We start from the raw sequence: 22,365 nt of genomic DNA on the forward strand, positions 1-22,365 counted from the left end.
TTATTCCAACCGCTTATCAAAGGTAATTGATGCAATTGCATCATGTAAGTGAATGGATTCATGGTTTTGGCAGCTTACATGAAAAGCAACAATTTGATTAGATTCGTATAGATCAGCAGCGACTAAGCGAACCATATCCTCAACAAATCTTGGATTTTCATAAGCTTGTTCAGTAACAATTTTCTCATCAGGCCGTTTTAAGACAGGGTGAATACGAGCACTTGCGTTACTTTCAGCTGCTTCTAACAAGAGTGCTTTCCAATCGATAGTTGATTCATCAAAAGCTTCGATCAGCTCAACTTCCATATGAACTTCTCCGCGCTGATTATGAGCACTATACTCGCTAATTTCTTTTGAACAAGGGCAAAGAGTAGTTATTGTTCCTGTTAAGCCAACCTTAATGTCAAATTGATTAGGTTCCTGATAGTTGATCGCTATCATTAAATCAGCATGATTGAGTCCTGTTAATTCAGAATTTGGACCTTTACGTTCAAAAAACCATGGAACTTGAACCTCGAGTTTTGCATCTGATGTTTTTAACCGTTTAGCCAATTGTTTGGTCAATTGTTTAAGATTTTTTAAATCGAGTGTCAACAAATTATTTTGATAAAAGTCATGTAATTGTTCAGTAAATCGACTCATATTTGTGCCTTTATTATTTTGCGCAACAGTAGAGGAAAAAGTAAAGCTTCCAATTGATGATTGTTGATTTGGCATGAGTTGACTATTTATTTGAATCGGATGTTTGACATTCGTTATCCCGACTGCATCTAATTTAAATAGAAAATCTGCCTGTTTATTTTGTAAATCAGCCATAGCTTCTTTAGTTTCCGGCTTTGTCTTTTCAATAGGTTCTACTGAGCCAAATAAGCGATGGCGCTCTGCTTTATTTGGCATTATACGTTGGTTTATATGATCTTTATTCATAGAGGAATCCCCTTTCGCATCAACAACTAGTACAAAGTATACTGAACATTCTAAAATGATTCAATTCTTTTGTTTTCTTAAGTATATTGATTTTATGAAGTAAATCTGATATAAAATAGTGTTGACACGCTTCTCCAAATAACAAATTTGTTTTTGTGTGGAGATGGCTTCAGTTAACTTGAGTAGCAAAAAACCCGATATTTTAGCGGGAAAATAGAGTAAAACTGCTTCAAATCGGGTGAGTGAAATCTTTAATTTAAACCATTTGTTTAAGCTTTTCGAGTTAAAGCCAGGTTATTTTGGGTTCGGTTTTATTGATAATTCGCTTTATATTCGCTCGATGTCGATAAAAGATAAATAGCGTTAAGATACTTGTCACAATCAACAGTCCATATTCTCTAAGGATAAGGGTTGTGATTATAGCAATAATTCCGGTCACCATTGAAGATAAGGAAACATATTTGCTCAGATAAAGGACGATAAAGAAGCTGATTAAAATGATAAAGAAGAGCAATGGATTCACACCCAAGATCAGACCGCCCGAGGTAGCCACTGCTTTACCCCCTCTAAAATGAGCAAATATGGGGTACATATGCCCGATAACAGCAAAGATACCAATAATTAATGGACTTAATTCTGGCTGATTAAAGATGAATGGGATTGAGGCAGCAAGGGTACCTTTTAAAATGTCCGCTGATGTGACGATAATACCAGCTTTTTTACCTAAAACACGAAATGTATTGGTTCCACCTAAGTTGCCACTCCCATGCTCACGAATATCCGTTTTATAAAATAGCTTCCCAATGATTAATCCCGACGGTATTGAGCCGAGTAGGTAAGCAATGACGATAAATAATAAATAAGTCCACATTTATTTTCTTCCTCTTTTCTTTAATACAGTAATAGAATGTTCTTATTTTAACACGATTTATTGAATTGTAAAACTATTTATGAGCTGGTACTAAATTCTGCTGTCATTTTTAAAGAAATTGCTTATTTTTAGTAATTCTATTTGACCAAATTAGCTAATTAATCGTACACTAAAGATTACAGACCAATTATAAAAAGGAGTTGAGCACAGTGAAAGAGTATCATCCAAATCAAACCACGTTAAAGAAAATATTTGATGAAGCAAAAACAATAGCTGTTGTTGGTTTGTCAGATAAGCCGGAAAGAACGTCTTATCAAATAAGCGAACTCATGCAAGGTTATGGATTTAAAATCATTCCTGTCAATCCTAAGGTTGATCAAGTTTTAGGGGAAAAGGCTTATCCGAGCTTGACTGCTATTCCGGAACCAGTGGATATTGTTAATGTATTTCGAAGATCAGAGTTCCTTAAGGAGATTGCTGCAGAAACAAAAGAAATTAAAGCAAAAGTGCTTTGGGCACAACAAGGTGTTTATGACGAAGAGGTTTATCAAGAATATCATGATGATTTCGATATTGTGATGGATCTTTGCATTAAAGTGGCTTATTCAACATTAAAATAAATCCTCGATTAAGTCGTTGATTTGACGGCTTAACTAAGTAGAAATAGATTTCTGTTTAGTTAAGCTTGTTAAATCGAGCGGTCAGGATTAATTATCCTCATTAATTTTAGTTCATTTTTCCTGACTTGGGTGAGTGATAAAAAAATAAGCGAATTTTAGGTAATGATCAAGTATAATAACATTTAGAAGTTTAATGTTGTACGATATAGAAGGGAAAGATGAGTTTGAGTAATCAAGAATCATTATATACAGATGAATCGATTCAAGTATTAGAAGGACTGGAAGCTGTTCGAAAAAGACCTGGTATGTACATAGGTTCTACTGATGCAAGAGGTTTGCACCATCTTGTCTATGAAATTGTTGATAATGCCGTTGATGAAGCATTAGCTGGATTTGGTGAAAAAATTACGGTTACAATCCATGAAGATAATAGTATTTCTGTTACCGATCAAGGTCGAGGGATGCCGATTGGTTTACACCAATCTGGAAAATCTACACCAGAAGTTATTTTGACAGTCCTTCATGCTGGCGGCAAATTTGGCGAAGGTGGTTATAAAACAGCTGGTGGTTTACATGGTGTTGGTGCCTCAGTCGTTAATGCTCTATCAGAAGAGCTTATCGTCACCATTCATCGAGATGGCAAGATAATGGAACAAACCTTTATCAATGGCGGCATGGCTGCTAGCACGTTAAAACAAATTGGAACAACTAAAAAAACTGGGACAACTATCAGGTTTAAACCAGATACAACTATTTTTTCAACAACGACCTTTCAATTTGGAAACTTGTCTGAACGTTTAAGAGAAGCTGCGTTTTTATTAAAAGGTATTGAAATTGTCCTAAACGATCAAAGACAAGGAATAACAGATGTTTATCAATATCCAGATGGTTTAAAATCATTTATTGAATATTTGAACGAGGAAAAGGATACGCTTCATTCAGTCGTTAACTTCGAAGGCACTCAACAAGATATTGAAGTGGATTTTGCTTTTCAATTTAATGACGGTTATGCCGAAAACATGCTATCTTTTGTTAACAGTGTCAGAACTAAAGATGGAGGGACTCACGAATCTGGTGCTAAGGCTGCCGTTACGCGAGTATTTAATGAATATGCTCGGAAAAATAATCTTTTAAAGGAAAAAGATAAAAACCTTGAGGGTAACGATATTCGTGAGGGATTCACAGCGATTGTATCGGTACGAATTCCTGAAGAAAAATTACAATTTGAAGGACAGACAAAAGGAAGACTTGGAACAACTGAAGCAAGATCTGCTGTTGATACCATTGTGTCAGAGCATTTGGCTTATTTTCTTGAAGAGAATGCAAACACATCGACAATGCTACTGAAGAAAGCACTACGAGCAAGAGAAGCAAGAGAAATGGCCCGTAAAGCAAGAGAAGATGCAAGATCTGGAAAAAACAAAAAACGTAAAGCCGCTTTGCTTAGTGGGAAGTTAACCCCTGCTCAATCACGCAAACCTGATCGTAATGAATTATACTTAGTCGAGGGAGATTCTGCTGGTGGTTCAGCTAAACAAGGTCGCGATCGTAAGTTTCAAGCGATCTTACCTTTGCGTGGAAAAGTTGTTAATACTGAAAAGACAAAAATTGAAGATATTTTAAAAAATGAGGAAATATCGACGATTATCCATACCATTGGCGCTGGTGTTGCTGGAGACTTCAATCTAGAAGATGTTCAGTATGATAAAGTCATTATTATGACCGATGCCGATACTGATGGTGCACATATTCAAGTTTTATTATTAACCTTCTTCTACCGCTATATGCGGGCACTTGTTGAGGCCGGTAAGGTTTATATTGCTCTACCTCCTTTGTACAAAATTTCTAAAGGAAAAGGAAAAAATGAGCAAATTCATTATGCCTGGAATGAAGAAGAGATGCAGCAAGTCACGAAAAAACTAAAGACAGGCTATACTTTGCAGCGATATAAAGGATTAGGCGAGATGAATGCTGATCAATTATGGGATACAACGATGAACCCAGAGACGCGTATGTTAATACGGGTTACAATTGATGACTTTGCTAGAACTGAGCGACGAGTGACGACATTGATGGGGAATAAGGTTTCACCTAGACGAAAATGGATTGAAACAAATGTAGCTTTTGGTTTAGATGAAGAAACAAACATTATTGATAATGAGAATATCCACAGTTGATCTTTACATGTTAAGATAGTATCCATTTTTGCGATGGGAATGTTGAAATCAGTACACCCATGAGCAAATAAAGAATGAACGAATGGGAGTTTTTTAAAGGAGGAAGTATTTTGTCGTCAACGGAAAATTATTTAGATTTATCCTTAGAAGAAGTTATTGGCGATCGTTTTGGTCGTTATAGTAAATATATTATTCAAGATCGTGCTTTGCCAGATGCAAGAGATGGGTTAAAACCTGTCCAACGAAGAATTTTATACGCGATGTATAAAGAAAAAAATACCCACGATCAAAATTTTCGTAAATCAGCTAAAACTGTAGGAACAGTTATTGGGAATTATCACCCACATGGTGATACCTCTGTTTATGATGCAATGGTTCGATTAAGTGCTGATTGGAAAATGCGCAATCCGTTAGTGGAAATGCACGGTAATAATGGAAGTATTGATGGTGACCCGCCCGCTGCGATGCGCTATACTGAAGCACGTTTGTCAGCCATATCGACTGAACTTCTTCGTGATATTGATAAAGAAACAGTCGATTACATCCCTAATTTTGATGATTCACTAGAAGAACCTGTTATTTTACCAGCTCGTTTTCCGAACTTACTTGTTAATGGATCAACTGGGATTTCAGCAGGTTATGCAACAGATATTCCTCCACATAACTTAACTGAAGTGATTGATGCTGTCATAAAGAAAATCGATCAACCTGATGCGACAATTGAAGAATTGATGCAAATTATTAAGGGTCCAGATTTCCCAACCGGTGGCATCATTCAGGGTGAAGAAGGGTTAAAACAAGCCTATCAAACTGGTAAAGGAAAGATTATTGTTCGAGGTCGGGCAGAAATTACTGCTATGCGTGGTGGACGTGAACAAATCGTTATCAACGAAATCCCGTATGAAGTGAATAAAGCAAATTTAGTTAAGAAAATTGATGAATTAAAACTCGATCGTAAAGTTGAAGGCATTGCGGAAGTACGAGATGAAACCGATCGAACTGGGATGAGAATCATCATTGAACTTAAAAAAGAGGCAGATAGTGATGGTGTATTGAATTACTTGTATAAAAACACTGATTTACAAGTGTCGTATCATTTTAATATGGTTGCGATTAAAGATCGTGCACCGAAACAATTGAATTTAGCTCAATTATTAGAAGCATATATTGCCCATCAAAAAGAAGTTGTCCTTCGCCAGTCCCATTTTGATTTAAAGAAAGCGAAAGATCGTGCTCACATTGTTGAAGGACTAATTAAAGCCATTTCTGTCTTGGATGAATTAATTAAAACGATTCGTTCAAGTCAAAATAAGGCAGATGCCAAAGTAAGAATTGAACAACAGTTTGGTTTTACTGAGGCACAGGCAGAGTCAATTGTAAGCTTACAGTTGTATCGTCTAACAAATACCGATGTGACCCAATTAGAAAAAGAAGCCATTCAATTAAGTAAAACGATTGAAAAATTAAATCAAATTATTACTGATGAAAAAAAATTAACCAAAGTGATCAAAAAGGATTTAAAAGAGATACAAAAGAAATTTGGTACTCCTCGGTTAACTTCAGTTGAGTCAGAAGTAGAGGAGTTGAAAATTAACTTAGAGGTAACGGTCGCAAGTGAAGATGTACTCGTCTCCATTACACATGATGGTTATGTTAAGCGGACAAGCCTCAGGTCTTATACGGCATCAAATGGCGAAGATTTTGCAATTAAGGAAGGCGATCATCTCGTTAGTCTATTTGAAATCAATACAACGGATTCTTTATTAATATTTACCAATAAAGGTAGATATATTTTTGCACCTGTTCATATGCTCCCAGAGATTAAGTGGAAAGACTTGGCTCAGCATTTATCTAACCTGGCAAATATTGATCAAGGAGAGAAGGTTATTAAGGCAATTCCAATCCGTGATTTTTCGGCGCCACAATATTTAGTTTTCTTTACTAGAAATGGGATGGTCAAACGAAGCGAACTAAATTTATACGAAGCACAACGCTTTTTTAGACCACTTGTGGCTGTGAATGTGAAAGAAGACGATCAAGTGATTAATGTCTCCATCTCCAATGGTTTACAAGATCTATTTGTGGTCTCTAATCGGGGGTATGGATTACGTTATAATGAAGCAGATGTAACTCCTGTTAGTCCACGTGCAGCTGGGGTTAAATCGATAAAGCTGAAAGAAGATGAATATGTTGTTGCTGGTCTTGTACTTGAAGGAGAGCAAGATGAAACACACTTTGCTCTTGTCACACAACGTGGCGCAATGAAACGGATGCAGATGACAGAATTTGAACAATCAACCAGAACAAATCGCGGTCAAGTCATGCTTCGTGAATTAAAAGGAAAACCACATCGTGTGGCCGGCTTTGTCGAAGTCTATCCAGATCAAAAAGTAATCATTTTAACTGAGTCAGGAGATCGATTGACAATGCATCCTATGGAATTAAGTATTAGTGATCGTTATAGTAATGGTTCATTTGTTTTAGATACAGATGAGTTAGGTGAAGTAACAAGTGTTTGGAAAGAAGTCACCTATCGGACACCTTTTAAATATGATTAGTATTTTCACACCAAATAATCACAAAGACTGCTTATCATGGCCGATTTGATAAGCAGTTTATTTTAGTTTTATTCACTTTCATGATATGTTTAGAATAATTTTATTTAAAAGAGGAGTTTTATTAATGACTGATTCGAAGCTATTCCGTCAAGCCATGGGTCATTTTGCTACTGGAATCACGGTTGTAAGCGCAATGAGTAAAGCACATAAAGCTGTAAAAGGGTTAACCGTTAATGCCTTTATGTCTTTATCATTAGATCCGTTTCTAATTGCTATTTCTCTACGAAATCAAGCATCAATCATAGATGTTCTAACTGAGGCTGATCAATTTGGCATTAGTGTACTTGCTGAAGATCAACAGGATTATTCAATGATTTTCGCTAATCAAAAACAAACAAACCAGACGATTACATTTGACTATCTTGAGCAAACCCCGGTACTTCCTAATGCACTTGTACAATTAGTTTGTGAAAAGGAATCCGAAGTTGTAGCGGGTGACCATACCATATATATTGCCAAAGTTAATCATATTGAAGTAAAAGAAGGGGAGCCATTAATCTATTACAATGGTCAATATCGAGAACTCAAATAGTTCTTAATGGAACGACCTATACTGTATGTCACCCCGTATTACAGAGTCATTCATTAAATAAGCGGCGGAGCTTAACGTTCCGGCCGCTTTTATATTTTAAAATAAGTCAAATTATAAGTGTGTCAGCAAAAGTCCTTCAATCATGGTTTGATTAGGATAGGTATTGTCTAATTTGGGTAAAGCCACGGGCAATTGTTGCAGCTTCGTGACTATCTGAACCTGGTATAAGTGGAATTCCTAATTCACTTGCTCTTTTGGTAATGATCTCATTTGGATAGATTGATAGACAATCTGGTTTATATAAGCCAGCTGTATTCAAATCTAATGAATAATTTTTCTGATGAATTAAATGTAGAAGCTGGTCCATATCTTTTAAAGGATCAAAATCTGCTGGAAACTTCTTAGCAAACTTTTCAATTAAGGTTAAATGACCGATTCTCTTTGGCTTATAATCACCTAGATTTGCTTCGAGTGCCAATTTAATCGTATGATAATAAGCTTGATAAACCGCTTCAATTGAACCAAAGTCTGCAATAATATTTGAAAAAAGCTCAGCACTATAGTCTATACAGACATATTCTCCTTTAGTTGTTCTCAGCATGTGAACGGATAAAATGGCATCATCCATGTATTCACCATATTGATCTAAAAAACCTTTTATTTCACTTTCAAAACCCTCAATAAAATCAACTTCAAAGCCAATGTTAATTTTGATTTGATCTTGATATTTCGCTTTTAAATCATTGCCTTGATCTAGATAAGACTGTAAACGCCCCCACTCCATGGCACTGTTTTGTTCAGGCACAGGATCAGTGAATGATTGTGGTAACGGGGCGTGTTCAGTAAAACTAATTTCTTTCATGCCCAGGCCAATCGCTTTTAAAATATATTGCTCCCAAACATCGTTTGAACCATGTGGACAAAAAGGGGTATGTATGTGATAGTCACCGAAAAAGTTCATATTAATTTCTCCCTCTATATAGTTAAAATATTTTCAAATTGCTCTTGTTTTCTCCTTATAGCATCTATCATATAACTAATCAGTAAAAAACTAAAGAAACTATTGACATTTTCAAATCGAACATGTAGAGTATAACAAAACACTTTATCGTAGTAAAGCGATAAAGCGAAAAGGATGGAAGTGAGTTTATGTTTTTACCAGCAGGAAGTCAAGATAAGATGGGTGAAAAACTAAATCACCAAGCAAAAGTCAATCGAATTTTCAGAAAAGTCGTACAACAGAGAAATTATAAAGCCATTGAAACACCAGTTGTTGAATATGCCCAAACCTTTACCAACCCTCATGTTGGTATGGCGTTTAATAAACTATTAAAATGGTTTGATCGAGAAGGAAACATTGAAGTTTTACGAGCGGACTGGACGACAGCAATTGCACGAGCTTTATTAACTAAAAACCCAAGTCATTTTAAATGGTTTTATCAAGGCTCTGTTTTTCAAAACAATGTAAACGGAATTGAAAGTCAGCAAGCAGGGATTGAAATTATTCGAACAGATTTATTGCTTGGTGAAATGGAAACTCTTTTTACCGCAGTAGATGTATTGGAGGCACTATCTATTGAGGGATATGTAATTGAATTAGGTCATACCGGTATTTTTGATGATATGGTTCAGCCATTAGGGCTCAATGTGGAAGAAGAAGAGCAGTTACGAGTCGCGATGAATGATAAGCAAGAAGATGTTGTTTATCAAATGGCTATGAAAAAGGGAAGTAAGCAAATAGCTAATCGTTTAATTGAGTTGATTCAAGCTTATGGGAATAAAGAGATTTTAACTGAATATCGACGTCATTGGGAACATTCAGAAGAGTTGGTTGAGATTATTAACCACTTAGAACAGCTGATGACATCACTTGAACAGCTCGGAGTTCAAGATGTGATTGTGGATCTTGGCAGTGTTAGAAAATTACGCTACTACAGTGGGACAATGTTTAGTGGTTATTTGAAGAAAACTGGAGCCATTTGTTTTTCTGGTGGTCGATATGATCGACTTTATGCACAATTTGATAAAGATATTTCTGCCGTTGGATTAGCCTTTTATGTCGATGTATTGACATCGGTGATTGCAGCAGAACCAAAAAAGGCCCAAGTTTGTTTATTAGCTTCACCAAAGACACATGTGAAAGCTGAACAAATGCGGATTAACTTTCCTAATGCTCAGGTTGATATTCTCTATCAACTGCCAAAAGAGCACAGATATGATGAGATTATTAATGTTCAAGATGAGGTGGAACCATGAAACCAGTGATCGCCCTTACTAAAGGCAGATTAGAAAAGCAATTTTTAACTTTTTTTGCTTCGCAAGGCTATGATATCGAACCACTTGTAGAAAAAGGAAGGAAATTACGGGTCAAAACAGAGCAATTTGAATTTATTTTTGCGAAAGGAGTAGATGTCACAACTTATGTCCAGTACGGTATTGCTGACTTAGGTATCGTTGGCGGTGATATCTTAGCAGAGTTTCAACCAGACGTTTATGATTTATTTCCGCTCCCTTTTGGGCAATGTCATATGGCTGTTGCTAAAGAAAAGGGGAAAGATTGGCCTGATCAGAAGAAAACAATGGCAAGTAAATATACGAATATAACAAAGGCATTTTTTAAAGCAAAGGGGGAATCTGTTGATATCATAAAATTAGAAGGTTCGGTGGAATTAGCCCCAATCTTAGGTTTAGCTGATGGCATTGTTGATATCGTAGAAACAGGAACAACATTAAAAGAAAATGGACTTATTGTTGATGAAGAATTTTTATATTTTAGTGCACGTTTAATCGCTAATCGATCCTCATTAAAAATTAAACGTGAGCAGTTAAGGACAATTATTGATTCGTTAAAGCAAAAGGAGGCGCTTTAGTTGATACCGATTTATCAGGCAGAAGAATTTGAACAACGGTTAACTGAACAAAAAAAGACGAGTTTACAATCTGATCAAGCTTATCAAGTCGCCAAAGAAGTCATTACCGCTATTCAGCAAGAGGGCGATAAAGCACTAGATAAGTATGTAGAGAAATTTGATGGCAGAGTACCAGATAGCTACTTAGTAACAGATCAAGAACGAAAACAAGCATGGGAAAAAGTAAGTTCGAAAACAATTAAGGCTTTAGAACGTGCTGCTGAAAACATTAAAAAGTTTCATACTAAACAATTAAATGAGTCAAAGTTCATGCGAAATGAACCAGATATTGTTTCAGGTCAACTTTATCTACCGATTGAAAAAGTGGGCCTCTATGTGCCAGGAGGAACAGCATGCTATCCATCATCCGTTTTTATGAATGCCATTCCCGCCATTTTAGCCGGAGTTGAAGAAGTCGTCATGGTAACACCTGCACGAAACGGAGAGCAAATTGAACCGATCTTATCAGTAGCCGCTGATATTTGTGGAGTGACCACTATTTATAAAATTGGTGGAATTCAAGCGATAGCAGCTCTTGCTTATGGAACTGAAACAATCACTTCTGTTGATAAAATTGTCGGTCCAGGCAATGCTTATGTGGCTGCAGCAAAGGCGCTTGTTTATGGTGATGTGGGGATTGACATGATTGCTGGCCCATCAGAAGTTGCCATTATTGCTGATGACACAGCCAATCCTGCTTATGTAGCTGCCGATTTAATTGCTCAAGCTGAGCATGATATATTGGCTAGATCCTTTCTTTTGACCCCTTCAGATCAGTTAATTAAAGCAACTGAAATAGAGCTTAAAACACAGCTCGCTGACCTACCGCGAACTGAAATTGCTTCAGCTGCATTAAGAGATTATGGCGGACTTATCAAGGTTGACAACATTGAAGAAGCTTTCCGCTTAGCTAATCAATTAGCACCAGAGCATTTAGAGATCCAATTAGATGATCCATTAAGTTATCTTGGCTATGTCAAGCATGCCGGTTCAGTTTTCTTAGGACACTATACACCGGAATCACTTGGCGACTATTATGCTGGTCCTAACCATGTTCTTCCGACATCTGGGACGGCAAAATTTTCGTCCGGTCTATCTGTCGATGATTTTGTTAAGAAAACAACCTTTCTATATTATACTGAAAAAGCGTTACAACAAGCAGCTGATGATGTGATGACCATTGCTGAAGAGGAGCAACTATCTGGGCATGCTCGTGCCGTATCGAAACGATTAATAAATGAGTGAAGATGAAATGAGGAGAAAAAATGAGAGAAGCAACAAAAGCAAGAAAAACATTTGAAACAGAGATTGAAGTAACGGTTTCTTTAGATGATCCGGAACCTGTTAAAATCAATACCGGGGTCGGTTTTTTTGATCATATGCTAACTTTATTTGCTAAACATGGTCGATTTGGGTTAATTGTCAAAGCAAATGGTGATTTAGAAGTGGATAGCCATCATACTGTGGAAGATGTAGGTATTGTCATGGGACAGCTGATTAAAGAAGCCTTAGGCGATAAGAAACAAATCAATCGATATGGGACATCATACGTGCCAATGGATGAAGCATTAGGTTTTGTCTCCCTTGATATAAGTGGACGTCCTTATTTAGTATTTGATGCAGATCTAACTAATCAAAAAGTAGGCACTTTTGATACAGAATTAGTTCGGGAATTTCTACAATCTTTTTCGGTTCATGCCGGAATTACCTTGCATGCTCGTGTTCTTTATGGGATAAATACACACCATAAAATTGAAGCTATTTTTAAAGCACTAGGTAGGGCATTAGGTGAAGCCATCCAAGTCAATCCTGAAATTGATGGAATTAATTCAACCAAGGGACTAATTGAGTAAGTGTCATAAATCAAAGACAGAATGATTTAAAAGACCTGCGGTTATATCTGCAGGGAGTGAAAGAATGGTCCCAAATGATCCTAAGACTATTATATAGGAATATCTCGGAACGTCCCATATAATCTTTAAGGGTAAAGCAGTAATCGAGTTACTTGAAACGAAAGGTGGCGACTCCTACGGGAACAAATGGATTCGGTGGGACAAGTAATCGCAGCCCCAGTCCCAGCACGAGTCCGAAGATCCACTCTGAAGTAAAGCAACGGAGTTAATGTGCATAAAACTTAAGACTATTACACGAGTTCAAAGTGAAAATTAAATGTTTAATGAGGAATAATGGGCGAAAAAAATATCGTCTAAACATAATATACGAGGAGTTTTGAAATGAAAATAATACCGGCTATTGATCTCATAAATGGGAAGTGTGTTCGGCTTTATCAAGGTGATTTCAATCAAACGGAGCAAGTGGCTGATGATCCAATTAAGCAATTGGATCATTTCATCGAAGATGGAGCAGAGCTGATTCATATTGTTGATTTAGATGGTGCTCGTGATCAAACCAAAAGACAATATCAGTTAATTGAACAACTTTGTAAAAAGTCTTCAGTTCCAATTCAAATCGGCGGCGGTATTCGTTCCATGGATACAGTTGATCAGTTAATGAATAGCGGTGCTAGTCGATTAGTGATTGGAACAGCGGCAATAGAAGATCTAACATTTTTAAAACAAGCGATAGCTAAATACCCTGAAGCAATTGTCGTAGGGATTGATGCTAAAAATGGGAAGGTAGCCACACATGGCTGGGAAACGGTATCAACAGTTGATTATATTGAATTTGCTAAAAAGATAGAAGGCTTAGGGATTCAAACGATTGTATTTACAGATATTTCAAAAGATGGGACAATGTCTGGGCCCAATTTAGACCAATTAAAGGTTTTAAATCAGGCTGTTAGCTGTAAGATTGTTGCTTCAGGCGGCATTAGCCACTATGATGATATTAAAGCTGTTGCTCAGATTGGTATTGAAGAAGCGATTGTTGGCAAGGCCATTTATCAAAAGAAAATTACATTAAAAGGGGCACGTCAAATATGAAGATTAAACGAATTATTCCCTGTTTAGATACCAAAGATGGGCGTGTTGTTAAAGGAACCAATTTTGTCTCTTTAAAAGAATTAGGTGATCCAGTGACAATGGCTAAAACCTATTCAGATGAAGGGGCAGATGAACTTGTTTTATTAGATATCACAGCAACTAATGAAGCTAGACAAACGAAATTGGACCTTGTTAAACAAGTGAAAAAGGCTATTTCCATTCCATTAAGTGTTGGAGGAGGAATAAGTTCTATACATGATATTTCAGATGTTCTTAATGCAGGGGCGGATAAAGTTAGTATCAATTCAGCTGCTGTTAATCATCCTGAACTGATCGATAAAAGTGTGACTCAATTTGGCTCCGAGCGAATAATCATTGCCATTGATGCTAAACAAATAGGTAGAAACTGGCATGTCATGACCCGTGGTGGAATGAAAGATACTGAGATCGATGCGATTAAATGGGCAAAAGAAGTAGTCAAAAGAGGCGCAGGAGAAATATTATTAACGAGTATGGATCGAGATGGTGTCAAATCGGGCTTTGACCTTGATTTAACGAAAGCGATTGTTGATGCAGTAGATATTCCTGTTATCGCTTCAGGCGGTGTTGGCTCAGCTGATGATTTTGTTGAAGCTTTTCAAAAAACTGATGTGGCAGCTGCTCTAGCAGCATCGATTTTCCACGAAGGAACATATACGGTTAAAGAAGTTAAACAACTATGTAAAGAAAATGGAGTGTCGATTCGTGAAGCCTAATTTTTCAAAAGGATTAATTCCGGCAATTATTGTTAATGCAAAAACGAAAGAAGTACTAATGTTAGCGTATATGAATGAAGAAGCTTATCAAAAAACGTGTGCAACGAATGAAACATGGTTTTATTCACGTTCACGTGAATCATTATGGCATAAAGGGGAAACGTCTGGCAACACACAAAAGGTTGTTTCGATAAAACTTGATTGTGACCAAGATACATTACTGATTGAAGTTCTTCCTAATGGTCCCGCTTGTCATACTGGTGCCAAAACATGTTTCTTTAACTCAATTAAAGAAACTGATCTGCAGCAAAACGACAGCGATACAATTTTTGAACATCTGTCAGAAGAAATTAGGGATCGGAGACAAAGCCGAGTTGAAGGCTCATATACCAATTATTTATTTGATAAAGGGATTGATAAAATTAGCAAAAAAGTCATTGAAGAAGCTGGTGAAGTTGTCATTGCAGCTAAAAATAATGACCGCAAAGAACTTATTTTAGAAATAAGTGATCTAGTCTATCATATATTTGTGCTAATGGAACAACAAGAGCTTAATTTAACAGAGATTAAAACCGAATTAACACAACGTTTTAGTAAAAAGTCAAATAGTAAAGGTGATCGTTCCGAAATTGAAGAGTGGTAGGGGTTCAAGTTTACCATAATTATATTATGTAAACCTATTAAAATAATAATGCAATAAAATAACAGGGCAGTGGATGTGGGAAAGTCCTGCCCTGTTGTTTAGCTCCAATTTTGTTTAATAAACTGATCGCGTCCAGATAATTGCCGATCCTTTTCATAATCGACTTTATTTTTCCTATAATAGTCTTGGTGGTGTGATTCTGCTGGGTAAAAGTTGGAACCTGGTAAAATCTTTGTCACAATAGGTTTATTAAAGCGACCACTCTCTTCGAGTTCTTTTTTTGATGCTAAAGCTAGTTTTTGTTGATTTTCATTATGATAGAATATCGCTGTTCGATACTGTAAACCACGATCATGAAATTGTCCATTGGGATCAGTAGGATCAATTTGTGGCCAATAGAGTGATAATATTTTTTGGTAAGTTATTTGCTTGGGATCATATGTGATTTGAACAACTTCATAATGACCCGTGTCTTCATTTTTTACTTGTTGATATGTAGGATGCTCAGTGTGCCCACCCATAAAACCTGATATAACAGACTCAACACCAGGCCATTGATCAAATGGTTTTACCATGCACCAGAAACACCCTCCTGCGAATGTCGCTACTTGTTTACTACTCATCGTTTACAACTCCTACATTTTAGGTTAGATCATCATCACTCATCGGATGATTTTTTTCAAAATAGTCCTGTGAAAATTGAAAAAAAACATTTTCTGAGGGGGCTATCTTACGATGTTTAGGTGTAATGATCCCAACACTACGCCTTAAATCTGGACTACTTATCGCAATTTTAACTGTATAATGTGATTGAAATTCACCAATTGCACTTTCTGGTAATATCGTAATACCAATACCAGCTGCAACCATTCCTTTAATTGCATCTAAATCTTCACCTTGAGTCGTTACGTGTGGTTCAAAGCCAACCGAGTAACAAGCATCGACAACAAGCTTTTCAAAAATATAGCCTTTTGGAAATAAAACAAAATCTTCTTCTTTCAATTCTGTTAAATAAATACTTTTTCGCTTAGCCAGCCGATGTTGGTTAGGAATGAGCAAATACATCTTTTCATAGAAAAGCGTATGACCGTTAATTAGGGGGTCGTCTGTGATAACAGGACCAATAAATGCAAGGTTTAATTCTCGTTGTTTGACAGCTTCTATTAAAAAATGATAAGTTCCTTGGCGTAATTGAAAGTTAATGTCTGGATAGGCGACTTTAAATTCAGATAGAAGTTGCGGAAGCAAACTACTTGCTAAGCTAGTAGGGAAACCAATTTTAACTGTGCCTCTTTTGGGATCAATATACTCATCCATTTGTTCTTTGGCATAATCAATCGCTTTAATAGCTTCTTTGGCATGGGTTAAAAATAACTTTCCAATCGGTAACAATTTAACATTTCGTCCTTTACGTTCAAATAATTGCACGCCTAATTCTTTTTCTAAATTAGTAATTTGTCGACTAATCGCCGACTGAGCAACGTGTAAATGGTCAGCTGCTCCAGACATATGCTCACGCTCAGCCACTTCTATAAAGTATTTTAATTGTCTAAATTCCATTTACATCCCCCCCTTGTTATTGAGCTGTCTTTTGATTAGCGTCTTTGATAATAGATGAATCGACTCTGACAAATGACTCAAGTTTCATTATATTATAGCGATGTTTTACAAATTCGACAATGGTCTATCTGTTAATTAGTTTGATAATTATTTATATTTTTAGAATTTTCATAAAAAGAGCTTGTCATCTACTAGTAAAAAGTAATAGAATAGATATATTATAGAAAAATAACTATTAATTATATGAATTGAGGGAAGGACATGAGCCAATTTAATTTTACTGTGTCAGAAGTGATGACCAAAAAACCAAAACCATTGAGTGATCAATTAACGTTCGGTAAGTATTTTACTGATCATATGTTTGTGATGGAATATCATCATCAAAAAGGATGGTATGATGGGCAAATTATTCCTTACCAACCCATTACACTTGATCCTGCATCAATGATCTTTCACTATGGGCAAACTGTCTTTGAAGGATTAAAAGCATATGCAGCCGCTGATGGCGAGATTCAACTATTTCGTCCAGATGAAAATATAAAGAGATTGAATCGCTCTAATGAACGGATGTGTATCCCGCAAATAGACCCGGAACTTGCTTTAGGTGCGATTAAAGAGCTGGTTAAATTCGAAAAAGACTGGATTCCAAATGCTGAAGGAACCTCACTTTATATTCGTCCGTTTATTATTGCTACTGAGCCTTTCTTAGGTATTGCACCTGCAAAGCAATATAAGTTTATTATCATTTTATCTCCTGTAGGTTCGTATTATAAAGAAGGGATTAACCCGATTAAAATTGCTGTTGAAAGTGAATATATTCGTGCAATAAAAGGCGGAACCGGTGAAGTGAAAACGGCTGGTAATTATGCTGGAAGTTTAATTGCTCAAGAAAAAGCTGAGCAAAATGGTTTTTCCCAAGTGCTTTGGCTAGACGGTTATGAAAAGAAATATATTGAAGAAGTCGGTAGTATGAATGTATTCTTTAAAATTGATGGAGAAGTGATTACGCCAGCTTTAAATGGTAGTATACTTGCTGGTGTTACCCGAAAATCCGTTATTCAACTATTAAAACATTGGAATATTCCTGTTACTGAACGAAGGATTTCGGTTGAAGAAATTGAAATAGCACATCAAGAAGGGCGTTTAGAAGAGGCTTTTGGTGCCGGAACAGCTGCAGTTATTTCTCCAATTGGTGAATTAAGCTGTAATGACAACAAACTGGTTATCAATGATCATCAAACAGGTGAAATTTCTAAAAGATTGTATGATACAATAACAGGGATTCAGTATGGGAACCTTGAAGACACGTTTGGCTGGATTGATAAGATTTAGTCTTCTCACCATTCAATAAAGGGAAAATTCCAAAGTAAAAGGAAGAAGTTAATGTTTGGACAAGGGTTTATTTTATTTTTGCTAATCGGTTATTCAATTTGGATAATCATTAGGGCATCCAACCTGTTTAGAAAAAGAAAAGCCGTCAAACTTTATCATGAAGTACTTGTACACGTATTTGTGATTTATATTTTAACTGTTATTTATTTAACAGTACATCCTTTTTCTTTACAGTTACCTTTTATGGGTCCGCGAGCTTTCTTTTTCGATAAACAGTTATTTTATCAATTAAGACATATGGCTGATGGATATTTACATTTACAATTGCTTTATTCTAGTGGGAATGTTTTGATGTTTATTCCATTCGGAATACTTACTCCACTCATATTCAAAAGATCAAAAAATTTCTTTTGGCTGGTTTTCACTGGTTTTTTATGTTCATTATCAATTGAACTTTTCCAAGCATTGTTTACCTTAGATCGGCGCGCCACTGTTGATGATCTCGTTTTTAATACAACTGGAGCTATCTTAGGCTATATAATATTTAGGGGAATAGCTTCAAAGCGGCGGCTTAATAAATGAACTGATTTTTCTGACAAATCACTTGACACGATGTATTTGCTTGTAGATAATAGAATCAATCTTATATCCAAACAATAGTGATAAAGATCAAGTAAATAAATGACGTAAGATAAGAGAATGGAGTGCACAGGCTGAAACATTCCACTATTACCACTCTTTATTGAAACCTGTTTTTAGAATTGTTAGATAGCCTAACCGCTCTGGTGAAGAGCGTTATCAATAATCAAGAGGATAAGTTTTTTATCAAAAATGGTGGTACCGCGGAGAACTGTTTTTCGTCCATTACATAAGTTTGTAATGGTCGGAAAACGGTTTTTTATTAATACATTAGATTAAAGTGTTTTGAAAAGCATGATCTGCAAATATAGGTTAGTCTTGAAAGAAGGTTATACAGATGAAGCAAAAGCGTGTTGTTGTAAAGATAGGGAGCAGTTCATTAACCCAGGCAGATGGTACCTTATCAGTCGGAAAATTAGCAGCACACAGTCAGGCGATTGCACATTTAATGGATAGTGGTGTTGAAGTGATTTTGATATCGTCAGGTGCTATTTCAGCAGGTTTTCGTGATTTAGGCTATTCCAGTCGCCCAGTTACTGTAGCAGGTAAACAAGCAGCGGCTGCAGTGGGGCAAGGATTATTAATTGAAGCTTATAATCATATCTTTAAACAATATGGTTATGTGACCGCTCAATTATTATTAACCAGAGAAAGCTTTTCACATGAAATGCAGTTTTCTAATAGTTATCAAACGATAACAGAATTATTGAAACGACGTGTCTTACCCATTATTAATGAGAATGATTCAATTGCTATCGATGAATTAACTTTTGGGGATAATGATATGCTCTCGGCATTAGTAAGCGGTCTTGTTAATGCTGATGCTTTAATTATGTTAACAGATATTAACGGAATCTATAATAAAAATCCTGATCTGGATCATGAAGCGACACGTTATCAACTGATAAATTATGTATCTGAACAGTTGATTGAACAGACGAGTCAAGATTCAAGTTCAAAAGTCGGTACGGGTGGAATGAAATCAAAATTAATGGCTGCAAAAATGGCAACAACATTAGGTGTCAATTGCTTTATTGGTAAGGGGGAAGGAAAAGATAATTTAATAAAAATATTAAATGGGGATGGTGATGGAACCTATATTGGAGATAAACAGCGACCACATGTAAGAAAGCATAAGCAATGGATTGCTTTTCATTCAGAGATAAGTGGAAAAATCCTGATTGATGATGGTGCTAAGGATGCCCTTTTATCTGAAGGAAAAAGCCTTTTAGCGGCAGGCATCTTGGCAGTCGAAAATTACTTTGTTCAAAATGATGTGGTTGAAATCTATTATAATAAGCAATGGATTGCAAAAGGCCAAGTTAATTACTCATCAAAGCAAATTAATCAAATAAAGGGGTTAAGTAGTAAAGAAGCGATGTCATTAACCGGGTGTAAAAAACCTGAAGTGATTCATCGAAATAATTTAATTTTAACTTTAGGAGGTTAAGCAATGATCAGTTTAGAACAAATGGGTAAACAAGCGAAACAGGTAAGTGCAAGCCTTTCAAATGCTTCGACTGAAGATAAAAATCAAGCATTACGTTTAATTGCAGAGCAACTCTTGATCGAGCAAGAAAGTATTTTAAAAGCTAATGTGAAGGATATTGAGCGTGCCGAACAAAATGATTTTTCAAATGCAGTCATTGATCGGATTCGTTTGACGCCAGAACGGATTAAAGATATCAGTGATGCCTTGCTGCAATTGATTGAACTAACAGATCCAATCAGTCAAGTACTTGATAGCTGGCAGCTTGAAAATGGAATTGAGCTTAAAAAGGTTTCCGTACCGATTGGAGTTATTGGAATCATCTATGAAGCAAGACCTAATGTGACTGTTGATGCAGCTGCTTTGTGTCTTAAAACAGGGAATGCAGTTATTCTGCGTGGGAGTTCATCAGCGATTGATTCGAATATGGCGATTGTTAAAGTGATCCGGACCGCATTAGCAAAATCTAAATTACCGATAGATAGTGTTCAACTCCTTGAAGATACCAGCCGTGAAACAGCTGAAAAATTATTCCGCTTGAATCAGTATTTAGATGTGTTAATCCCACGTGGAAGCCAGAAGTTAATTACCACGGTGGTTGAAAAATCATCGATTCCAGTACTTGAAACAGGTGCGGGTAATTGTCATATGTATATTGATCAAGATGCTGATCAACAAATGGCAATTGATCTTGTGATCAATGCGAAAACACAGCGGCCCTCTGTTTGTAATGCCATTGAAACAGTACTCATACACAGTGATTGGTTCGATCACTATGGTGAAGCTTTAATCCAAGCCTTACAAAATGAAAATGTTGTCATTCACGGATGTCAAACCGTTAAGTCGATGGACCCAACAGTTACTCGAGCAACGGAAGAAGATTGGCAGACAGAGTATTTAGATCTGGTAATTGCAATGAAAGTTGTTCAATCAACAGACGAGGCTATTGCACATATTAATCAATATGGAACCAACCATTCAGAAGCGATTATAACCCGTTCAAATAATCATGCGATCCAATTTTTAAATGAAGTGGATGCTGCTTGTGTTTATCACAATGCTTCAACTCGATTTACCGATGGATTTGAGTTTGGGTTTGGGGCTGAGATTGGAATCAGTACACAAAAACTGCATGCCCGCGGACCGATGGGTTTACAAGCATTAACATCTACAAAATATCAATTGTTTGGTGACGGTCAATACAAAAAGTAATTTTTTAATGAAAGAAATTGTTTTTTACGTTAAAATATAAAAAGGATATAAATCTAGTGTTTAAGATGAAGGAGAGATAATGTGAGCAAGACATTGATATTCGGACATAAAAATCCAGATACCGATACAATTGCTTCTGCGATTGTTTATAGTTATTTAAAGAATCAACTAGGAGAAAATACAGAGGCAGTTGCTTTAGGTGAACTTAATAGTGAAACCCAATTCGCACTTGATTATTTTAACGTAGCAGCACCTAGAGTGATAACGTCTGTTGCTGATGAAACGAATGAAGTTATTCTAGTAGATCATAATGAAAAACAACAAAGTGTGAGCGATATTGATCAAGTTAAAGTTAAAGAGGTCATCGATCATCATCGAATTGCTAATTTTGAAACAGCTGATCCACTTTATTATCGTGCAGAGCCAGTAGGGTGTACCGCAACGATTTTGAATAAGCTATTTAAAGAGCATAAAGTTGAAGTTCGAAGAGAAATGGCAGGGCTGATGTTATCAGCGATTATTTCTGATTCATTATTATTTAAATCTCCAACTTGTACGGATGAAGACATAGCTGCTGCTAAAGAATTAGCAGATATTGCTGGTGTTAATCTTGACACTTATGGACTTGAGATGCTAAAAGCTGGGGCTGATTTAAGTGGAAAGTCTGTTGAAGAATTATTGTCTCTTGATGCCAAACAATTTGAAATGGGGTCAAGTTTAGTCGAAGTTGCTCAAGTTAATACAGTGGATCCCGGTGAATTGTTGATAAAAGAAGCAGAGATAAAAGAAGTTATGGCTAAACACATTCAAACTAAAAAAATCAATCTATTTGTTTTAATGATTACTGATATTTTAACAAATAATTCGATCATTATTGGATTAGGTGATCAATCTGTCGCCATTAACCAAGCGTTTGATGTCAAACTAGTTGATGATAAGGTTGAATTACCGGGTGTTGTCTCACGTAAAAAACAAATTGTCCCTCAGTTAACTGACATATTATCTTAATTTACCAAGAGGCAACTATAGAAAAGAGTTGCCTTTTCATTTCAATGAGATAAAGTCAATATGATGAGATAAATCGAAACCTTAATTAATAGAGGTTATTTCGAGTTTTACGGACGATTATTTGTGATAAA

General features: G+C 36.2%; 21 protein-coding genes. 16 read left to right on the forward strand and 5 right to left on the reverse strand.

The window, feature by feature from the left end; translation table 11 throughout:
* Both folE2 and plsY read right to left on the reverse strand, forming a co-directional pair.
* Positions 1-927 (reverse strand): GTP cyclohydrolase FolE2, encoded by a 927-nt coding sequence (folE2, locus tag ACS127_RS13355; RefSeq protein ID WP_440895531.1) that lies wholly within the window; start codon positions 925-927, stop codon positions 1-3.
* 283 nt (positions 928-1,210) lie between these two features.
* Positions 1,211-1,798, reverse strand: coding sequence for a glycerol-3-phosphate 1-O-acyltransferase PlsY (gene plsY, locus ACS127_RS13360; RefSeq protein ID WP_440895532.1), 588 nt, complete (start codon positions 1,796-1,798; stop codon positions 1,211-1,213).
* Positions 1,799-2,007: 209 nt separating this feature from the next.
* Here plsY and ACS127_RS13365 point away from each other — a divergent pair, with 209 nt between their 5' ends.
* The 4 genes from ACS127_RS13365 to ACS127_RS13380 all read left to right on the forward strand — a co-directional run bounded on the left by ACS127_RS13365 (position 2,008) and on the right by ACS127_RS13380 (position 7,745).
* Entirely contained in the window at positions 2,008-2,418 is a 411-nt protein-coding gene (locus ACS127_RS13365) for a CoA-binding protein (RefSeq protein WP_440895533.1), read from the forward strand.
* Between the two features lie 218 nt (positions 2,419-2,636).
* Positions 2,637-4,595 carry a DNA topoisomerase IV subunit B gene (gene parE, locus ACS127_RS13370; RefSeq protein ID WP_440895534.1) on the forward strand — a complete coding sequence of 653 codons (1,959 nt, stop codon included), beginning with the start codon at positions 2,637-2,639 and terminating at the stop codon, positions 4,593-4,595.
* Between the two features lie 110 nt (positions 4,596-4,705).
* A complete protein-coding gene (gene parC, locus ACS127_RS13375) occupies positions 4,706-7,153 on the forward strand; it encodes a DNA topoisomerase IV subunit A (RefSeq protein ID WP_440895535.1) in 2,448 nt (815 codons plus the stop codon).
* Positions 7,154-7,277: 124 nt separating this feature from the next.
* A complete protein-coding gene (locus tag ACS127_RS13380; RefSeq protein ID WP_440895536.1) occupies positions 7,278-7,745 on the forward strand; it encodes a flavin reductase family protein in 468 nt (155 codons plus the stop codon).
* 151 nt (positions 7,746-7,896) lie between these two features.
* Here the strand turns inward: ACS127_RS13380 and hisJ are convergent, their stop codons facing one another.
* The gene (gene hisJ, locus ACS127_RS13385) at positions 7,897-8,706 is read right to left on the reverse strand and encodes a histidinol-phosphatase HisJ (RefSeq protein ID WP_440895537.1); all 810 of its coding nucleotides are present in this window, start codon (positions 8,704-8,706) and stop codon (positions 7,897-7,899) included.
* Positions 8,707-8,894: 188 nt separating this feature from the next.
* Here hisJ and ACS127_RS13390 point away from each other — a divergent pair, with 188 nt between their 5' ends.
* The 7 genes from ACS127_RS13390 (at position 8,895) to hisIE (ending at position 14,994) form a co-directional block, all read left to right on the forward strand.
* Positions 8,895-10,001 (forward strand): ATP phosphoribosyltransferase regulatory subunit, encoded by a 1,107-nt coding sequence (locus tag ACS127_RS13390; protein WP_440895538.1) that lies wholly within the window; start codon positions 8,895-8,897, stop codon positions 9,999-10,001.
* Positions 9,998-10,615 carry an ATP phosphoribosyltransferase gene (gene hisG, locus ACS127_RS13395; RefSeq protein ID WP_440895539.1) on the forward strand — a complete coding sequence of 206 codons (618 nt, stop codon included), beginning with the start codon at positions 9,998-10,000 and terminating at the stop codon, positions 10,613-10,615. The genes ACS127_RS13390 and hisG overlap by 4 nt, the downstream gene beginning before the upstream one ends.
* Entirely contained in the window at positions 10,616-11,899 is a 1,284-nt protein-coding gene (gene hisD / locus ACS127_RS13400) for a histidinol dehydrogenase (RefSeq protein ID WP_440895540.1), read from the forward strand.
* A gap of 20 nt (positions 11,900-11,919) precedes the next feature.
* The gene (gene hisB / locus ACS127_RS13405; protein WP_440895541.1) at positions 11,920-12,507 is read left to right on the forward strand and encodes an imidazoleglycerol-phosphate dehydratase HisB; all 588 of its coding nucleotides are present in this window, start codon (positions 11,920-11,922) and stop codon (positions 12,505-12,507) included.
* Positions 12,508-12,888: 381 nt separating this feature from the next.
* Entirely contained in the window at positions 12,889-13,596 is a 708-nt protein-coding gene (gene hisA, locus ACS127_RS13410) for a 1-(5-phosphoribosyl)-5-[(5-phosphoribosylamino)methylideneamino]imidazole-4-carboxamide isomerase (protein WP_440895542.1), read from the forward strand.
* Positions 13,593-14,351 (forward strand): imidazole glycerol phosphate synthase subunit HisF, encoded by a 759-nt coding sequence (hisF, locus tag ACS127_RS13415; protein ID WP_440895543.1) that lies wholly within the window; start codon positions 13,593-13,595, stop codon positions 14,349-14,351. Before hisA ends, hisF begins: the two co-directional genes overlap by 4 nt.
* Positions 14,341-14,994 carry a bifunctional phosphoribosyl-AMP cyclohydrolase/phosphoribosyl-ATP diphosphatase HisIE gene (hisIE, locus tag ACS127_RS13420; protein WP_440895544.1) on the forward strand — a complete coding sequence of 218 codons (654 nt, stop codon included), beginning with the start codon at positions 14,341-14,343 and terminating at the stop codon, positions 14,992-14,994. Before hisF ends, hisIE begins: the two co-directional genes overlap by 11 nt.
* Before the next feature lie 98 nt (positions 14,995-15,092).
* Here the strand turns inward: hisIE and msrA are convergent, their stop codons facing one another.
* Positions 15,093-15,617 carry a peptide-methionine (S)-S-oxide reductase MsrA gene (gene msrA / locus ACS127_RS13425; protein WP_440895545.1) on the reverse strand — a complete coding sequence of 175 codons (525 nt, stop codon included), beginning with the start codon at positions 15,615-15,617 and terminating at the stop codon, positions 15,093-15,095.
* Between the two features lie 19 nt (positions 15,618-15,636).
* A complete protein-coding gene (locus ACS127_RS13430) occupies positions 15,637-16,554 on the reverse strand; it encodes a LysR family transcriptional regulator (protein ID WP_440895546.1) in 918 nt (305 codons plus the stop codon).
* A gap of 261 nt (positions 16,555-16,815) precedes the next feature.
* Here ACS127_RS13430 and ACS127_RS13435 point away from each other — a divergent pair, with 261 nt between their 5' ends.
* The 5 genes from ACS127_RS13435 (at position 16,816) to ACS127_RS13455 (ending at position 22,234) form a co-directional block, all read left to right on the forward strand.
* Positions 16,816-17,886: a branched-chain amino acid aminotransferase gene (locus ACS127_RS13435; protein WP_440895547.1), complete on the forward strand. Its 1,071-nt coding sequence runs from the start codon at positions 16,816-16,818 to the stop codon at positions 17,884-17,886.
* Between the two features lie 51 nt (positions 17,887-17,937).
* Entirely contained in the window at positions 17,938-18,468 is a 531-nt protein-coding gene (locus ACS127_RS13440) for a VanZ family protein (protein ID WP_440895548.1), read from the forward strand.
* 394 nt (positions 18,469-18,862) lie between these two features.
* Complete coding sequence (gene proB, locus ACS127_RS13445; protein WP_440895549.1) at positions 18,863-19,975, forward strand: glutamate 5-kinase; 1,113 nt, start codon at positions 18,863-18,865, stop codon at positions 19,973-19,975.
* A 3-nt stretch (positions 19,976-19,978) separates the two neighbouring features.
* Entirely contained in the window at positions 19,979-21,226 is a 1,248-nt protein-coding gene (locus tag ACS127_RS13450; protein WP_440895550.1) for a glutamate-5-semialdehyde dehydrogenase, read from the forward strand.
* 81 nt (positions 21,227-21,307) lie between these two features.
* A complete protein-coding gene (locus ACS127_RS13455; RefSeq protein ID WP_440895551.1) occupies positions 21,308-22,234 on the forward strand; it encodes a manganese-dependent inorganic pyrophosphatase in 927 nt (308 codons plus the stop codon).
* The last annotated feature ends 131 nt before the right edge of the window (positions 22,235-22,365 follow it).

The sequence above is a fragment of the Amphibacillus sp. Q70 genome (assembly GCF_052055485.1).
Taxonomy (GTDB): domain Bacteria; phylum Bacillota; class Bacilli; order Bacillales; family Amphibacillaceae; genus Amphibacillus.

What these genes read in the sequence shown, in the direction of transcription:
- ACS127_RS13380 (WP_440895536.1), top strand. Translation starts at nt 7,278, where the DNA reads ATGACTGATTCGAAGCTATTCCGTCAAGCCATGGGTCATTTTGCTACT.
- hisG (WP_440895539.1), top strand. Translation starts at nt 9,998, where the DNA reads ATGAAACCAGTGATCGCCCTTACTAAAGGCAGATTAGAAAAGCAATTT.
- ACS127_RS13390 (WP_440895538.1), top strand. Translation starts at nt 8,895, where the DNA reads ATGTTTTTACCAGCAGGAAGTCAAGATAAGATGGGTGAAAAACTAAAT.
- hisF (WP_440895543.1), top strand. Translation starts at nt 13,593, where the DNA reads ATGAAGATTAAACGAATTATTCCCTGTTTAGATACCAAAGATGGGCGT.
- proB (WP_440895549.1), top strand. Translation starts at nt 18,863, where the DNA reads ATGAAGCAAAAGCGTGTTGTTGTAAAGATAGGGAGCAGTTCATTAACC.
- folE2 (WP_440895531.1), bottom strand. Translation starts at nt 927, where the DNA reads ATGAATAAAGATCATATAAACCAACGTATAATGCCAAATAAAGCAGAG.
- plsY (WP_440895532.1), bottom strand. Translation starts at nt 1,798, where the DNA reads ATGTGGACTTATTTATTATTTATCGTCATTGCTTACCTACTCGGCTCA.
- hisA (WP_440895542.1), top strand. Translation starts at nt 12,889, where the DNA reads ATGAAAATAATACCGGCTATTGATCTCATAAATGGGAAGTGTGTTCGG.
- ACS127_RS13435 (WP_440895547.1), top strand. Translation starts at nt 16,816, where the DNA reads ATGAGCCAATTTAATTTTACTGTGTCAGAAGTGATGACCAAAAAACCA.
- msrA (WP_440895545.1), bottom strand. Translation starts at nt 15,617, where the DNA reads ATGAGTAGTAAACAAGTAGCGACATTCGCAGGAGGGTGTTTCTGGTGC.
- ACS127_RS13430 (WP_440895546.1), bottom strand. Translation starts at nt 16,554, where the DNA reads ATGGAATTTAGACAATTAAAATACTTTATAGAAGTGGCTGAGCGTGAG.
- ACS127_RS13440 (WP_440895548.1), top strand. Translation starts at nt 17,938, where the DNA reads ATGTTTGGACAAGGGTTTATTTTATTTTTGCTAATCGGTTATTCAATT.
- hisJ (WP_440895537.1), bottom strand. Translation starts at nt 8,706, where the DNA reads ATGAACTTTTTCGGTGACTATCACATACATACCCCTTTTTGTCCACAT.
- parE (WP_440895534.1), top strand. Translation starts at nt 2,637, where the DNA reads ATGAGTTTGAGTAATCAAGAATCATTATATACAGATGAATCGATTCAA.
- hisB (WP_440895541.1), top strand. Translation starts at nt 11,920, where the DNA reads ATGAGAGAAGCAACAAAAGCAAGAAAAACATTTGAAACAGAGATTGAA.
- ACS127_RS13450 (WP_440895550.1), top strand. Translation starts at nt 19,979, where the DNA reads ATGATCAGTTTAGAACAAATGGGTAAACAAGCGAAACAGGTAAGTGCA.